We start from the raw sequence: 15,394 nt of genomic DNA on the forward strand, positions 1-15,394 counted from the left end.
GCCCTCACAAAGGCCAGGCCGCCACGATCCGCTCCAGCGCCTGCTTGAGTTCGGCACGGCTAGCTGCTGCGGCAAGGCTGACACGCACGGCAGTTGCCGGGCTGGCATCGACTGCAAATACCGAGGCCGGCACGACTTCCACCCCCTGCTGCCGACAGGCCTCAGTCAAGCCGGGCGGTGCGTTGTCGAGCCACAAATGAGGCGCCACCACCCGCCCCGCCGGCATGCGCGCGCCCAGCACCCGTGCGGTCAGACGCCAGCGCAGCTGCAGTTCCTGTCGCTGCCAATGCAGGCGCCGTGCAGCGGTGCCGTCTTCAATCCATTCGCAGGCCAGCGCCAGACTCAAAGGCGCTACCGCCCAACGCGTGGCCTGTGCTTCACGGTCTATGCGTTCGAGCAATTCGCCGGCCCCACCAATGAAGCCAACCCGCAGCCCTGGCGCCACGCTCTTGGACAGGCTGCTGATCAGCAGGCAACGCTCCGGTATCCGCGCCGCCAGTGGAGCCTCACTACCCAGCACACCATAGACATCATCCTCCACCAGCCACAGGCCATGACGCCGCGCCACCTCCGCCACTGCCGCTCGTCGTTCGGCGTCCAATGTGGCACCAGTGGGGTTCTGCAGGCAGGGCGTCAGCACCACAACCCGGGCACCGGTAGCGCGCGCCTGGCGATCCAGATCATCCGGCAGGATTCCCCGCTCATCCATCGCCACGCCATGCAATGGCAGACGCAACTGGCGGGCTGCAGCCTTGATCCCGGGTGCGCTGAAGCGCTCCACCAGGATCGGCTCACCAGCCTCGCACAACGCCAGTAGCGCTGCCGAAACACCCTGCTGAGCGCCAGCACAGAGCACCAGACCATCCGGTTCCAGCTCCAGGCCGCGCTGACGCAGCCAGTTGGCTCCGGCCAGGTGGGCCCGCTCGACCAGCGCTGCCGAAGGGTAAGCCAGCAACGCATTCAGCTCGCCACGCCCGGCCAGCTCCGCCAGGCTGTCGGCCAGATCGCGGTTGTCCGGATCGTGTACCGGCACGTTGGTTGAAAGGTCGATCAGCCCGGATGGCTGCCGCAGGCGAAACAGGCTTGCCTCACGACTGCCAGCCAGCACATAGGTGCCCCGCCCCACCTCGCCGGACACCAAATGCCGGCGGGCCGCCTCGCGGTAGGCCAGCATCACCGTGCTCGGATTGATGCCCATAGCCCAGGCCAGACGCCGCTGCGGTGGCAGTCGCTCTCCCGGCCTCAGCTCGCCACATCCGATAGCCGTAGCGATGGCCTCGACCAGCGCGAGATAGGTAGGCAGCGGACTGTCTTTAAAGTCAGGGAGCCACATTGCTTGCCATGCAATATAAAGATTTACCCATACAATCTTCGAGATTAGCATCCAGGTCAATGCCACCCGGAGCCCCCGCCATGTTCGATCTCGCCCAACTACGCCAGAGCGCACAACTGGTCTACCGCCATATGAGCCGAACCCCGCAACTGGCCTGGCCGCTGCTGTCCCAGAGACTCGGCTGCGAGATCTGGGTCAAGCACGAAAACCATGCGCCCACTGCTGCCTTCAAGGTACGTGGCGGACTGGTCTACATCGACGCCCTGCTGCGCCGCGAGCCGGACGTACGCGGCCTGGTCACCGCCACCCGTGGCAATCACGGCCAAAGTCTGGCCCTGGCCGCCCGCGCCGCAGGCCTGCCGATTCGTATCCTGGTACCGCATGGCAACGCCCGCGAAAAGAACGCTGCTATGCGCGCCCTCGGCGCCGAGGTAATCGAACACGGTCACGACTTCGACGAAGCACGTGCCGAGGCAGCACGGCAGGCCGAACGTCACGGACTGCACTGGGTGCCTTCGCTGCACGAGGACCTGGTACGCGGCGTCGCCACCTACGCTCTGGAACTGCTCGAAGCCGTGCCGAATTTACGTCGTGTCTACGTGCCCATCGGACTCGGCTCGGGCATCTGCGGCATGATCCGAACCCGCGATCTGCTCGGTCTCGACACCGAAATCATCGGCGTGGTCGCCCACGGTGCCGACGCCTATGCGCAGAGTTTCGAACAGGGGCAGCTAATCAGCACCGAACGGGCCGAGACCCTGGCCGATGGCATCGCCTGCCGCCAACCTCAACCCGAAGCACTGGAGATCATCCGCACCGGCGCAACGCGGATCGTGCGTGTAAGCGACGAGGAAATTCGTACCGCCATCCGCACCTACCACGAAGACACCCACAACCTTGCCGAAGGCGCCGGTGCGGCCGCGCTGGCAGCGCTGATGCAGGAAGGCGAATACAATGCCGGGCAGCGCGTGGCCGTGGTACTCAGCGGCGCCAACATCGACCGGTTGGCACTGGCCGAACTGCTGCGCGACGAGGCCAGCGCTGCCTGATCCACCATATTGATATGGCCGAGCCAGTAGCACTGGCCCTATCAGCGGAACGGCGGCTCGTCGAAACTGCGCAGCTTGCGCGAGTGCAGCGAATTCATCTGACTGCGCATCAGCTCCAGCGCGGTGATGCCGATATGCAGATGCTGGGTTACGGCACGCTCGTAAAAGGCGCCGGCAGCCCCCGGCAGCTTGATCTCACTGTGCAGCGGCTTGTCAGAAACACACAGCAGCGTGCCATAGGGCACCCGCAAGCGATAGCCCTGGGCTGCAATGGTGCCACTTTCCATATCCACCGCAACGGCACGGGAAAGGTTGATCAGTGGCCGCTCCTGAGCCCAGCGCAACTCCCAGTTGCGGTCGTCGTAAGTCAGCACGGTGCCGGTACGCAGGCGCTTCTTCAACTCATCACCCTGCTCGCCGGTCACCAGCCGGGCCGCCTCCTGCAACGCCTGCTGCACCTCGGCCAGCGCCGGTAGCGGGATGTGTGGCGGCAGCACCCGGTCAAGGATTCCATCCCGGCGCATGTAGGCATGGGCCAGCACATAGTCCCCGATGGTCTGCGACTGCCGCAGGCCGCCACAGTGGCCTATCATCAGCCAGCAGTGCGGACGCAGCACCGCCAGGTGATCCGTGATGTTTTTCGCGTTGGATGGCCCTACGCCGATGTTGATCAGGGTAATACCGTGGCCGTCCTCGGCCAGCAGGTGGTAAGCCGGCATCTGATAACGATGCCAGAGCACATTCTCGATGATGGCCTGCATCTCGCCCTCGGCCATGCCACGCTCGACCACCACGTTGCCCGGCAATACCAGACGGGTGAAACGTGAATCCCCCAGCAGCATATCCAGACCGTGACGGATGAACTGATCCACATAGCGGTGGTAGTTGGTCAGCAGAATCCACGGCTGTACATGGCGCCAGTCGCTGCCGGTGTAATGCTGGATGCGCTTGAGCGAAAAGTCGGTGCGCGCCGCATCAAACAATGCCAATGGCAAAGGATCGACATTCTCCCAGTCGAACAGACCGTCGGCCGTGCCGTCGGAGGCCGCCGACAGATCGGTGCTGGGGAACACCCGTGCCAGCTCGGCGGCAGTCACACCACTGCCAGCCAGCTCATCACCGCCCTCCACCACATAGGGGTAAGGAATGTTCTGCTGGCTGCGACCGACCTCAACACGCACGGTGAAGTCGCTCATCAGCGGCCGCAGCTGCTCAAGCAGGTACTTCCGAAAGGCCTCCGGCTGAGTGACGGTGATGGCATAGGTACCGGGCACCTGAACCTTGGCATAGGCCCGCACCGTGGTCGGCACCTCCCCCTGGCACAGGTAGATCAGACGCAGCTCCGGATAACGAAACAGGCAATGCTCCGCGGCATCCGGGCGAACGCGCTCCTTGAGATAACGCCTGAGCGCACGACTCAGGGCACCAGTAGCCTCCTTATGCAGCGCAGCGAGGCGATCCACCGCCTCCTCCGGGGTGTAGGCAACGACGAAGTCATCTGAGCAGCTTTTCACGGCACACCTTCCTGAGTGAACGGACAGCTCTATCTTGCCTGTATCAGATGACGAAAACCTAGCATGCCTGAACTGATCCAGTGATCTGTACTTTCTGTGGCCCCGGCAACACCTCAAGCACTTACGCTCTAAGTTACTCCGACCGGTGCAGAGAACATTACTACACGATCATCCCCGCTGACGCGGGGAACACGCCTTCAGGAGTGCGCATGCCGACCGATACCGGTTCATCCCCGCTGGCGCGGGGAACATACTTAGCGTAACCAACTGTTCCAAAAGGGGAAAATTGGCCGCTAAAAATCTACCAACTTTTCCTTGTTAAAGATCAAGATATCTCAGGCAGTCCAATAGCGCCCCCAAATAACTTCCAGGCAAGCCTTCAAGCACGGCTGGCACCTCGAAACGGGCTCAGGCGCGATCCGCCAGCGTCACCACGGCCATGGTCACCGATGCCTTGCTGTACAGACGTTTCTGTCCGTTCTCCTCACCGAACACCTCCGCTTCGACCACGGTCGCCTGGCGCCCCGCCTTGAGCACCTCGGCGCGGCAGAACAGGTGGGCGCTGCGCGCCGGGCGCAGCAGGTTGACCTTGAACTCCAGGGTCAGCACCGTCTGCCCTTCGGCCACCAGCGTAGCAGCTGCGGCGCCGGCGGCATGATCGGCCAGAGAGGTCTGCACGCCGGCATGGATGTAGCCATTCTGCTGCAGGTGACGTGGCAGGATCTCCAGCTCCGCTTCGACCCAGCCCGGGCCGCAGTCGGTCGCCCGGATACCCAGATCATTGATGAAGTTGGCGTCGGCGAAACCCTGCTCGACCAGTTCGCGATAGCGCGGATGAGCCTGCATGGCGCCCTCCTTCAGGCCAGGTGGGGCGTGCTGCGCGCCAGCAACGCCTCAACATCGACACCACGCGCCAGCGTACCGTAGACACGGCCACGGCCCTCCAGGCGGCTGGCGATAAAGGCATCGGAAACGGTGGCATTGCCCGCCTCCAGCAGCAGTTTGGCCTGCAGCGCCACAGCCATGTCCTCGGTCAGCTGGCGGGCGCGGTACTGGATATCGGCGGTGTCGCTGAAATCGGCCTTCAGGCGCTGGATATGCGCCCGGAGACGGGCATCGCCATGGCCGTCGCCTAATTCGGCGAACAGCGCATCGAGCACGCCCGGTTCCTTGGACAGGGCACGCAGCACGTCCAGGCATTGCACGTTGCCGGAGCCTTCCCAGATCGAGTTGACCGGCGCTTCGCGGTACAGGCGCGGCAGGATGGTTTCCTCGACGTAACCGGCGCCCCCCATGCATTCGCTGGCCTCGTAGATCATTTCCGGGGCGCGCTTGCAGATCCAGTACTTGCCCACGGCCGTGACCAGGCGGGCGAACTTCTCTTCCTGTTCATCATGCTGGCGATCCAATGCGCGGCCCATGCGCATGGTCAGCGCCAGAGCCGCCTCGCTCTCCAGCGCTAGGTCGGCCAGCACGTTCTGCATCAGCGGCTGGTCGGCCAGCAGCTTGCCTCCGACCTTGCGATGCGCGCAGTGGTGCGCGGCCTGGGTCAGCGCCTGGCGCATCAGGCTGCTGGAGCCGACCATGCAGTCGAAGCGGGTCATGGCCACCATCTCGATGATGGTCGGCACGCCGCGACCTTCCTCGCCGATCATCCAGGCCAGGGCGCCGCGGTATTCCACCTCGCTGGAGGCGTTGGCCCAGTTGCCCAGCTTGTTCTTCAGCCGCTGCACATAGAACTGGTTGCGCGTGCCGTCCGGACGGTGGCGCGGCAGTAGGAAGCAGGACAGGCCCTTGTCGGTGTAGGCCAGGGTCAGGAAGGCATCGCACATGGGCGCCGAACAGAACCACTTGTGGCCGACCAGTTCGTAGGCCTGGCCCGGGCCGCCGAGGCCGACCGGGTAGGCGCGGGTGGTGTTGGCGCGCACGTCGGTGCCACCCTGCTTCTCAGTCATGGCCATGCCGATGGTGACGCCGGCCTTCTGCTCGATGCCGACATTGCGCGGGTCGTACTCGCTGGCGAGGATCTTCGGCAGCCACACCTCGGCGATGTCCGGCTGCAGGCGCAGGGCCGGCACGGCGGCGAAGGTCATGGTCAGCGGGCAGCCGCTGGCGGCCTCGGCCTGGCTGTGCAGGTAGGTCAGGCCGGCGCGGGCGACGTGGGCACCGGCGCGCGGGTCGACCCAGGGCAGCGAAGGCAGCCCGTGTTCGATGGCGGTGCGCATCAGCTCGTGGTAGGCCGGGTGGAATTCCACCAGGTCGATACGGTTGCCGTAGCGATCATGAGTCTTGAACACCGGCCTGTTCTCGTTGGCGAGGAAGCCGGCCTGCATCAGCGGGCCACCGGCCAGGGCGCCGTAGGTGTTCAGCCGCTCCTCGGCCCAGTCGCCGTGGTAGCGGCGGATCCACTCCTGCAGTGGCAGGTCGAGGCGATAGAGGTTGGCGCCATCGAGCGACGGCACCTGGTTGAACACTTGGTGGGTCTCGGCGTGCAGGCTGGGTTTCATCACTGAGGCTCCTTGGCGCCGACGGCGCGCAGGCAGAAGGTGACAATTCCGGAACTGACCTCGGCCAGTTCCAGACTGGGTTGGCCGGCTTCGCGGGCAGCCCGCGCCGGCGGTGACAGCGGCCCGACCAGGGCCTCGGCAATCGCGCCGACCAGGCAGGCAGCCACCAGGCTGCTCTGCCGAACCTGAAACTCGCCACTGTGCGTGCCCTGTTCGAGCAGTTCGACGAACAGCTCGGCATAGGCTTCACGGTACAGCAGACGCTGCTCGTCCACCTCGGCCTCGACCGGTTCGGCGATCAGGGCAAAGGCCAACTGCCGGCTGTGCCAGGCGCGCGCGGCGAACTGCTGCAGTCCCTGGCGCAAGCGCTGCGTGGCACTGCCGGAGCCGCGCAAAGCTGCGGCCAGGGCATCGACCTCGCGCTGGCTGGCCTGGGCAAAAACCTCGGCGGCCAGTTCGCCCTTGCTGCGGAAATGGCGGTAGAGGCTGCCGGTGGCGATACCGACTTCCTCGGCCAGCGCCTGCATGGTGAGCGCCGCGAAGCCGCCGGCGGCGACCCGCGCTAGAGCACAGGCAAGGATGCGCCGGCGCAGGGCCTGGTCACGGTCGAGCCGGGCGGCGGTGATACGGTAGGCCATGATCTGAATCCTGATTCACTGACAAGTAGTGAATCAGGATTCAGATCATGGCTAAAGGGACGATCCGGCCAAAACTGCGGCTGGATAGGTGCCAAATGGAGTGAACGGCACGCCACCAGCACCGAGAACGTGACTGCGACGGAGCTGGGTGTACTCGCGGATCAGACGATGGCCGGCTGGCACAGTACCCAGTCGTGCAAGAGAGCGCGCAGCTCATCGAACTTCACCGGCTTGGCCAGGTAGTCGCTCATACCCGCTGCCAGGCAGCGCTCACGGTCACCACTGTGACCGTGAGCTGTGATCGCCAGCACCGGAATAGCCGCACAGCCTGGCAAGGCGCGCAATGCACGACAGGTAGCAAAACCGTCCATCACTGGCATCTGGCAATCCAGCAGAACAGCGTCCATATGCTCCTGACGCAACAACTCAAGGGCTTCGGCGCCATTGTCGGCCGTGCGCACGCGATAGCCGAGCTTGAGCAGCATGCCGCGCGTGACCAACTGATTGATGGCATTGTCCTCCACGACCAGCACGGTGCACTGATGCGCCTGACGCACAACCTCGCCGTCCCCGCGCCGCTGCGAGCGTGCCGACGCAGCGAGCAACGTCTGGGGCGCCAGTACCAGTGGCACCTGCATGCGGAAGCAGCAGCCTGCGCCGGGCGCCGACTCATGCGTCAGCGTCCCGCCCTGCAGGTCGACCAGTTGCCGGCAGATCGACAGGCCGATACCCAGCCCGCCATATTTGCGCGTTATGGTGCCGTCCAACTGCAGAAAGCGCTGGTAGAGATCAGTCTCACCGTCGGCCAGACCGATTCCGCTATCGCGAACCTCCACCGCCAGCATGAGGCTGTGCTCGTTGCGGCTTAGCGGAGCTATGCGCAGGCTCACCTGTCCTTCATTGGTGAATTTGATGGCATTGTCCAACAGGTAGCCCAGTGCCTGGGACAATTTGCCGGCGTCTCCCTCCAGAGTATCGGGCAGGCTTTCGTCCAGCCGCATCCTGAATGAAAGCCCCTTGCCTTCAGCCCGCGCGGAGTATTGCGCGCACAATCCGTCGAACAGACCGCGCAGGCTGAAAGCTTCGCGTCGCGGGTAAAGCTTGCCGGCCTGCAACTCGGTGAGCGCGAGGATGTCATTGACCATCCGCATCATGTCGCGGGCCGAGGCCGATGCTGTCTGATGGTACTGTTCCAGCTCGTCATCCATCTTCACCGTCTGCATCAGCTCCAGCGAGCCGATCACGCCATTCATCGGTGTACGCAGCTCATGGGTAACGGTGGCAAGGAACTCGTCCTTGAAGCGGTTGCTGTCGGCCAGCTCCTGGTTCAGCGCCTCCAGCTTGTCACCGGCATCCTGCAGGATGCGCGTGCGCTCCTCCTTCATGGCGTTGATGCGGTCGGCCAGTGCCAACGACAGCAGTCCCACCTCCAGAGCCGAACCGATCTGGCTGGCGTACATGGTGAGAAAGACATTGGGCAGATAACCGAGCACCATCAGCGTGTTGATGATGCCGCCGAGCAGGAAGGCGGTCCAGGCGAAGATGAAGTAACGCGCCACACGCATGCCGCGCAACCAGGAAAGGATACCGGCCGAGAAGATCAGCACAGTGAAACTCAACGCCAGATAAGTGGCCAGGCGCAGTGCGAGAGCGTAACTGGCGGTCAGGGCCAGCACCATTACCAGCGCGCCACCGGCCATCATCAGCATCAGTGCACGGTCTATCCATGGACTGTGCTCGGAGGTATGCAGGAAGCTACGGGCGAACTGGCAGCCGAACAGCACCGCTGAACCGATCAGGAAGGGCGTAGCGGCATTGGCCCACCAGGGGCTGTCAGGCCAAAAGTACTCGATACCGGCACCGTTGACCGAGATTTGGTAGAGACCGAAGGAAGCAATGTAGAGGATGTAATAGAGGTAACTGGTGTCACGCACACTGAGGAAGATGAACAGGTTGTACACCAGCATCACCAGCAGCACACCGTAGATGATGCCCAGTACATAAATACGGCCCGGCTGGTGCTCCAGGTACGCATTGGGCGACCACAGGGTCAACGGTGCCTGGAGCGAACCCTGGCTTTCCAGGCGCAGGTACACACGCTGTGCCTGGCCCGGCTCCAGCCTCAGCTCGAACAGGTGGTTGTTCAGCCGGATCTGGCGACTATCGAACGGCAACGTATCGCCGGTTCGCTGTGCCAGCATGAAGCGGCCATCGGCACCGGGCAGGTAGAGTTCGATATGGTCGAGCGGCGGATAGCTCAGCTCCAGCAGCCAATCGCGCGCGCCCGTCGCTCGCAGTGGACGATATTCCAGATCCAGCCTCAGCCAGAACACCGAACGCGAGTAACCGGCATTGAGCACTGGCTTGTCATGCAGACGAAAGCTGCCCTGCAGCGCAGGCGACACCACGTCGTCGATACTGGCATCGCCACGCACGTCCTCAAACACGTACATGCTCTGCCCCAACGGCAGCATGCGCATCTGTTCGTCAAAGGTAACGGCGCCCACAAGCGAAGGAAAAACGAGGCTCAGAAAGATTAAGAGCAGCCGGTACATACGCCCCCACAAGCCCTGTCGAACGACATCGGGCCCCCATTCCCCTCTGTGATGTCGTCACGCACGGCAGACTTATATTTGAAGCGCCCTACTCTAGGGGCAGGAGTTTCGCTTTTCCAGATTCAGACGGCAGATTGAGCAACGCTTCGCCAATGGCCTCGGCCAGGTACTTCAGGGAGAACACCCCGCCATAGGTCCAGGTCGACGGCATACCGGCGAAGCGCTGTTCACGCACAAAGGGCATCGCCTGCCACAAGGGCGAGGCGAACAGTTGAGCTTCCTGAGCGAAGGGCTCTATATGCAGCACCACTCCCTGGTCGATGCGTCCCAGAGTAGTGATGGGCACCTGGGTAATACCCCACGGACTCGGCTCCAGCTGGATCGCCGGCTGCAGACCGAGCAACTCCAGCGCGTGCTGTGGCATTGAATTGGGGCCGTTGATAAAGGCCGCAGTCGGCGACGAGAAACGAATCACCGTAACTGCCGGCAAATGCTCACCATAGTGAGCGTGCAGACGCTCACGCCAGTTTGCCAGTTCGGCCTCCATGACCTTTAGGCGCTGCTCGGCCAAGGCCTCGCGCCCGAGTGAGCGTGCCAGGTCGAGAAACGCCTTGCGCTGCACCTGCAGGTTATCGTGCTGCTGGCTGAAGCCCTGATATACCTGAACCGGCGCGATGCGCTCGAGCAACGGCCGGATGTCTTCAAGCAGCGGCGGAATAACGATCAGCTGCGGCCGCAACTCAGCCAGCAATTCGAGGTTGGGCTCCAGGCGCGAGCCGACCGAGGGCACTTCATCTGGCAACGGCGGACGTACCACCCAGGCCCGGTAGTCGCCGGCATCCGCCACAGCCAGTGGCGTTACATCGAGCATAAGCAGGTGCTCGGTGGCCTCCCAGCTCAGCGCCGCCACCCGGGGTGTATCGCTGGCCCACACGGGGGGCAGCCAGAATAACAGTGCACACAACAGCCAGCGACTCATGACAGTCTCCCGCGAACCAGCAGGTAGACGAAATATCCACCGCAGAGCACCGAGGCGACGATGCCCACCGGAATCTGCAAAGGGAAAATCAGCGTGCGTCCAACCCAGTCGGCCAGCAGCATCAGCACTGCACCGAGCCCGGCAGCGAGCAACAGTTGCGCAGCCACCCGGCGCGCACCGAGTAACGCCGCGATATGAGGCGCCAGCAAACCAAGGAATGCCACCGGCCCAAGCAGACTGGTGACCAGCGCACAAAGCAACGCCACCAGCACCAGTACGACCAGACGTAGTCGCGGGACGTTAAGCCCGCGACTGGCGGCCACCCCGTCACCAATGCCGATCAACGTCAGCGCACGCTGGAACAACAATGCCAAGGCGCCGAAAAGCAGCACCCCCAAAGCCAGCCACGACGCCTGCTGAGGTGTGGCGCGATAGGTGGAGCCCGCCAGCCAGCCCAGCAATGCGAACGAATCCCCCGTGCCCTTGGCCAGCACAAACTGCAGCGCAGCGTTCAGCAACGCGCCGAGGGAAATACCCAGCAACGCCATCAAAGCCGGGGAATAATGGTGACGCCGGCCCAGCAGCATCAACACCACCAGCACTAGCAGACTGCCGATGAACGCGGCCAGCGGAGCGACCGCGCCGAACGCAGAACCACCGAAAAGGATCAGCACCAGCATCACCGCCAGGGTGGCGCCTGCGGAAAGACCGAGAATATCCGGGCTGGCCAGTGGATTACGCAGCAGGCGGTGCAATAGCAGGCCGGAAATCGCCAGCCCGGCACCAGCAGAAGCAGCGGTGAGCACACGCGGCCAGCGTAGTGACCAGAGCAGTGCCGACGGCCATTCCAGACGCCAGCCATCGAGGCCGCGGGCAAGCCCCAAAGCCAGTACCAGTGCGATCCCGGCCAGAATCCCAACCCGGAGCGCGCCGCGCCAACCAAAGCATTCGGCACCAGCCGGCAGTTGCAGACCGTGTGGATCTTCCGCTGCCAGATGCCGACGCGCCAGCCACAACAGCACCGGCGCACCGATCAATGCGGCTGCGGCGCCACTGGGTACCAATTGGCCACTGACACGATTGCCCAGCAAAGCCAGCACATCAGTACCGAGCAGCAGCACGGCACCGAGCAGGGTGCTGTAGAGCAGCTCATCACGCGCCGTACGGGCGCCAAGCATCTTGGCCATATTCGGTGTGAGCAGGCCGATGAAGCCGATCAGCCCCACCGCAGTGATCGATACCGCACACAGCCAAAGCGCTGCCAGAAACAGCATCAGCATCACCGGCCACAGGGCCAGGCCACGTCCCTGGGCAGCTTCGCTGCCGAGTTGCAGCAGGCTCAACGGTCGCGGCGCCAGCAGCAACAACGGCACAATCAGCAGCAACTTGGGCCATAACCACTGCACCCAGTGCCAGTCGATCTGCGCCAGGTCTCCTGCGCCCCAAACGAACAAACCCTGGGTGTACTGGTTGTTGATCAGCACCAACCCGGCAGCCAACGCACCGAGCAGCAGATTCATCGCCATGCCGCCTAGCACCAGCGGCAAACCGCCGATACCACTGCGACCGGCAATCAACAGAACCAGACCGACCGCCAGTAGTGCTCCAGCGAGCGCAGCCCACTGACCGTGATTGGCGGCAAAGGCTGGCAGCAGCAGGGTCGCCAGCACCAGCCCGAGCCAGGCCCCGGAAGACGCGCCGATGGTCATCGGTGAAACCAGGCGGTTCTGAGTGATCTGTTGCAACAGACTGCCGGATACCCCCAGCGCAGCGCCCACCAGCAGGGCCATACAGAGTCGTGGCAGCGCCGACAACTGCAATTGCAGACGCTCGAAACTCTCCCCGGTCGCCCCAAGAATGCTCCATAGATCGAACGGGCCGAGATCAGTCGCAAGGCACAGATGCAGCAACGTCAGAAGCAACAGCAGGAGAAATGTCAGGACATGGCGTGCTGGCGCCCAAACGGACATCATGCTCAGGCCACCACGGCGATCTTGCGTACGCTGCCAGGCTGCTCGATCAACTGGATATCGATATCGTAAAGCTGGCTAAGCAGTAGGCCGTCAAGCAACTCATCCGGGCTGCCGTCGAAGAAAATGCGACCCTGCTTGAGTGCGATCACCCGATCGGCATGCCGCGCGGTCAGGTTGATGTCGTGAAGAATGGCCACGACTCCACGCCCACTGTCGCGATTGAGCCGGCGTAACAGCCCCATCAGTTCATACTGGTGCGCAAGATCGAGCGCCGAGGTCGGCTCATCGAGCAGCAGCAAGGGTGATTGCTGCGCCAGCAGCATGGCGATCCAGGCACGCTGGCGCTCACCGCCGGAAAGGCTGTCGGCCAGATGATCGGCATACTGAGCGACATCGGTCTGCCTCAGCGCCCGCTCCACCGCCGCATGATCCTCGGCACGCCAGCGACCAAGCAAACCTCGCCAGGGGAAACGCCCCAGACGCACCAGCTCACGCACGGTCAGACCGGCCACATCGGGCAGATGCTGCGGCAGGAAAGCCACGCGCCGGGCAAAATCACGTGCGGAAAAGCGCTGCAAGGGCTGCCCATCGAGCTGCAGGACACCCTGTGTCGGCTGCAGTTGACGCGCCAGCAGATTCATCAGAGTCGACTTGCCCGAGCCGTTGTGGCCGAGGATCACGGTGAAACGATCCCCCTCCAGGTGCAGCTCATCCAGCGCCAGCGTTAGCCGCTCGCCACGGCGCACTTCGATATCACGCAACTTCAGCATGCCTGAGCCAGCTCCTCACGCAGACGCACCAGACGCTCCTCACGCCGCAGCTTTGGACAGGTGCTGCACATCTCACCGTCGCAACGACGGAAGTGCTGGCAACAGGCCTTACGCTCCAGAGACAGACAGTCGCGCCCGTCATCCAGCCGGATCTCCAGCAGCTCACTGCTGCCACGCAGGCCCAGCGCATCCAGCCAGCGTGCCGCCAGCGCTCGTAGTCGCTGGTTGTCCAGCGTCCGCTGGCGCTGCACCAGCAAAAGTGCTGCCAGCACATAATCGGCTGCCAGGCGCTGGGCCAACTTGCCGTGAATGTTCTGTACCTGGCAGAACTCGACATGCTGGCGACACAGCCAATCCTGCAGCCGACGGGCAGCCAGACTGACGGCCTGATCTTCCACAGCCGGCAGCGATAAAACCTCGGCAAGACAAAACCCCGATACCACGCCGTCCTGAACTTCCTGACCAAGACTGGACAGACAAGGGACACGCCGCGCCAGATGTACTCCGAGCAACGTCAGGTAGATGGGTTGCCAGACCAGATAAGTCCAGCTGCGCGCCGTCCAGTAATGCGGGCCGGCTTCCGGATGCGCCTGGCGCCAGTGTTGATAAAGCCCGGCAATACGCCCGGCATTGCCTTCGCGGCCACAGACCAGCAGCTCAGGCCCGGGGTGCCCCAACCGCCCCTGTAAACCGGGCAGGCTGCGGGAAAGGATATCGAGCAAATGATGGTGATCTTGCATCGCGGTGAACCCGGACAACAGCGACTGTGCAGGGGGCGAATTTAATCACCGATACGCATGTGCATCAAATTATCATTAGCCACTAAGACTCAAGTGCTGTGCTGCCTACGCACCAGCAACGGGAACAATGCCGCCGTCAACAACAGGCCGCCAGCACCGACCCAGAACGGCATCGCCTGGCCGTAATGACTGACCAGCAGTCCGGCACCATAGGCCGAAGCCATATTGCCCAGACACTGAAAGATATTGATCTTGCTGAAATCTACAGCGTAGTGCTCTGGCGAACTGAGTTCGAACAGCAGTGCATCAAGCCGCACGGTAACCTGATACAGCGCCCAGCCGAACAGCACGCGGCCCAGCAGAATCAGCCATTGGTCAGCAAAGCCCTGGATAAAGGTGGCTACTGCTCCCAGCAGCAAACCGGCAAGAATGCCGTCACGGGTATTGCCCTGCCTGCTCGCACTTCGTCCCCACCACAGCGCCGCTACAGCCACCGCGCCAGGCAGCGAGTAGACAAAGCCGGCGACCATTTCGCTATTCCAGTGCGCTACCTGCTGCCAGTAGACAGCGAAGAACGGCCGCGTGACATAACCGACGAAATAGAACAGCAGCATTACCAGACACAGACGATAAATGGCTGGCAGGCTGCGCGTCTCGTTGCGGGCCGGCACCGCGTCCCCTGTGGATTGCTCGCCCGGCGCTGGTAAATAGCCTCGAACCAGGTGCATACAGATGGCCATCTGGATGAAATCACCGGCCGCCATTACCAGAAACACATCCCCGATATTCATGACCTGCAAAATCAGACCACCCAGCGCGGCGCCGAGGATTGCGCCGAAGTGCACCACCACCGACAGCGTGCCGATGGTCTGGGTGTGATCATCCTGTTGTTGCAGACTCATCACATAGGGATACATCAGCAGGTAACTGCCTTTGAACACCACCATCAGCAGCGACACGCTCCAGAACAGTGGCAGCGAGTCAATGAAATAGCAGGCCGCAGTCAGGCTGCCAGCCATCAACTGCGCACTGATCAGAATACGTACAGGATGCACACGCCTGGCCAGGCGTGCCCATAGCGGAAAAACCGCCATCACCACAAGGCTGACTACCGCCAGATAAAGACCAACGTGCTGCTCCGGCGGATTGTCGAAGCGCTCGGCGAAGTACTGCGGATAGAACGGGATGATCAGGTTATCGGTAATCACCGCCAGAGCGGTCATCATGATCAGACAGGTACGCAGCGTCATCGGCAACAGTCGGGCATGGCAGCATGGGGCGCGCATGATGACATCTACTGCCAGCTAAAGGCCAATACGGACGAGAATCAGAAAGG

The 15,394-nt window shown here is 63.0% G+C and carries 12 protein-coding genes; 1 reads left to right on the top strand and 11 read right to left on the bottom strand.

All coding sequences use genetic code 11. The annotated features are described in order from the left end of the window. Positions 1-4: 4 nt before the first annotated feature. A complete protein-coding gene (locus NCCP436_RS04885; RefSeq protein ID WP_220802673.1) occupies positions 5-1,333 on the bottom strand; it encodes a PLP-dependent aminotransferase family protein in 1,329 nt (442 codons plus the stop codon). Between the two features lie 80 nt (positions 1,334-1,413). Between NCCP436_RS04885 and NCCP436_RS04890 the strand changes: the two genes are divergently transcribed. Beyond that, a complete protein-coding gene (locus NCCP436_RS04890; protein WP_220802674.1) occupies positions 1,414-2,382 on the top strand; it encodes a threonine dehydratase in 969 nt (322 codons plus the stop codon). Positions 2,383-2,423: 41 nt separating this feature from the next. Here the strand turns inward: NCCP436_RS04890 and amn are convergent, their stop codons facing one another. The 10 genes from amn to NCCP436_RS04940 all read right to left on the bottom strand — a co-directional run bounded on the left by amn (position 2,424) and on the right by NCCP436_RS04940 (position 15,308). Further along, positions 2,424-3,896, bottom strand: coding sequence for an AMP nucleosidase (gene amn, locus NCCP436_RS04895; RefSeq protein ID WP_220802675.1), 1,473 nt, complete (start codon positions 3,894-3,896; stop codon positions 2,424-2,426). A 408-nt stretch (positions 3,897-4,304) separates the two neighbouring features. Beyond that, entirely contained in the window at positions 4,305-4,742 is a 438-nt protein-coding gene (locus NCCP436_RS04900; protein ID WP_220802676.1) for a PaaI family thioesterase, read from the bottom strand. An 11-nt stretch (positions 4,743-4,753) separates the two neighbouring features. Beyond that, a complete protein-coding gene (locus NCCP436_RS04905) occupies positions 4,754-6,403 on the bottom strand; it encodes an acyl-CoA dehydrogenase family protein (protein WP_220802677.1) in 1,650 nt (549 codons plus the stop codon). Then, entirely contained in the window at positions 6,403-7,041 is a 639-nt protein-coding gene (locus NCCP436_RS04910; protein WP_220802678.1) for a TetR/AcrR family transcriptional regulator, read from the bottom strand. Before NCCP436_RS04910 ends, NCCP436_RS04905 begins: the two co-directional genes overlap by 1 nt. Positions 7,042-7,202: 161 nt before the next feature. Further along, on the bottom strand, positions 7,203-9,596 hold the full coding sequence (locus NCCP436_RS04915) for a hybrid sensor histidine kinase/response regulator (RefSeq protein ID WP_220802679.1): 2,394 nt from the start codon (positions 9,594-9,596) through the stop codon (positions 7,203-7,205). Between the two features lie 88 nt (positions 9,597-9,684). After that, on the bottom strand, positions 9,685-10,575 hold the full coding sequence (locus tag NCCP436_RS04920) for an ABC transporter substrate-binding protein (protein ID WP_220802680.1): 891 nt from the start codon (positions 10,573-10,575) through the stop codon (positions 9,685-9,687). After that, positions 10,572-12,548 (bottom strand): Fe(3+)-hydroxamate ABC transporter permease FhuB, encoded by a 1,977-nt coding sequence (fhuB, locus tag NCCP436_RS04925; protein ID WP_220802681.1) that lies wholly within the window; start codon positions 12,546-12,548, stop codon positions 10,572-10,574. The genes NCCP436_RS04920 and fhuB overlap by 4 nt, the downstream gene beginning before the upstream one ends. 2 nt (positions 12,549-12,550) lie before the next feature. Beyond that, positions 12,551-13,318, bottom strand: coding sequence for an ABC transporter ATP-binding protein (locus NCCP436_RS04930; RefSeq protein WP_220802682.1), 768 nt, complete (start codon positions 13,316-13,318; stop codon positions 12,551-12,553). Beyond that, a complete protein-coding gene (locus tag NCCP436_RS04935) occupies positions 13,312-14,058 on the bottom strand; it encodes a siderophore ferric iron reductase (RefSeq protein WP_220802683.1) in 747 nt (248 codons plus the stop codon). Before NCCP436_RS04935 ends, NCCP436_RS04930 begins: the two co-directional genes overlap by 7 nt. A gap of 89 nt (positions 14,059-14,147) precedes the next feature. Beyond that, positions 14,148-15,308: an MFS transporter gene (locus tag NCCP436_RS04940; protein ID WP_220802919.1), complete on the bottom strand. Its 1,161-nt coding sequence runs from the start codon at positions 15,306-15,308 to the stop codon at positions 14,148-14,150. Positions 15,309-15,394: the final 86 nt, after the last annotated feature.

The organism is Pseudomonas sp. NCCP-436, assembly GCF_019656335.1.
In the GTDB taxonomy this organism is placed as follows: Bacteria; Pseudomonadota; Gammaproteobacteria; order Pseudomonadales; family Pseudomonadaceae; genus Aquipseudomonas.

Excerpts from the sequence above, each read along its gene's own strand:
- NCCP436_RS04890 (WP_220802674.1), top strand. The coding sequence starts at position 1,414 with ATGTTCGATCTCGCCCAACTACGCCAGAGCGCACAACTGGTCTACCGC.
- NCCP436_RS04920 (WP_220802680.1), bottom strand. The coding sequence starts at position 10,575 with ATGAGTCGCTGGCTGTTGTGTGCACTGTTATTCTGGCTGCCCCCCGTG.
- NCCP436_RS04905 (WP_220802677.1), bottom strand. The coding sequence starts at position 6,403 with ATGAAACCCAGCCTGCACGCCGAGACCCACCAAGTGTTCAACCAGGTG.
- NCCP436_RS04915 (WP_220802679.1), bottom strand. The coding sequence starts at position 9,596 with ATGTACCGGCTGCTCTTAATCTTTCTGAGCCTCGTTTTTCCTTCGCTT.
- NCCP436_RS04940 (WP_220802919.1), bottom strand. The coding sequence starts at position 15,308 with ATGACGCTGCGTACCTGTCTGATCATGATGACCGCTCTGGCGGTGATT.
- NCCP436_RS04935 (WP_220802683.1), bottom strand. The coding sequence starts at position 14,058 with ATGCAAGATCACCATCATTTGCTCGATATCCTTTCCCGCAGCCTGCCC.
- NCCP436_RS04885 (WP_220802673.1), bottom strand. The coding sequence starts at position 1,333 with ATGTGGCTCCCTGACTTTAAAGACAGTCCGCTGCCTACCTATCTCGCG.
- NCCP436_RS04900 (WP_220802676.1), bottom strand. The coding sequence starts at position 4,742 with ATGCAGGCTCATCCGCGCTATCGCGAACTGGTCGAGCAGGGTTTCGCC.
- fhuB (WP_220802681.1), bottom strand. The coding sequence starts at position 12,548 with ATGATGTCCGTTTGGGCGCCAGCACGCCATGTCCTGACATTTCTCCTG.
- NCCP436_RS04910 (WP_220802678.1), bottom strand. The coding sequence starts at position 7,041 with ATGGCCTACCGTATCACCGCCGCCCGGCTCGACCGTGACCAGGCCCTG.
- NCCP436_RS04930 (WP_220802682.1), bottom strand. The coding sequence starts at position 13,318 with ATGCTGAAGTTGCGTGATATCGAAGTGCGCCGTGGCGAGCGGCTAACG.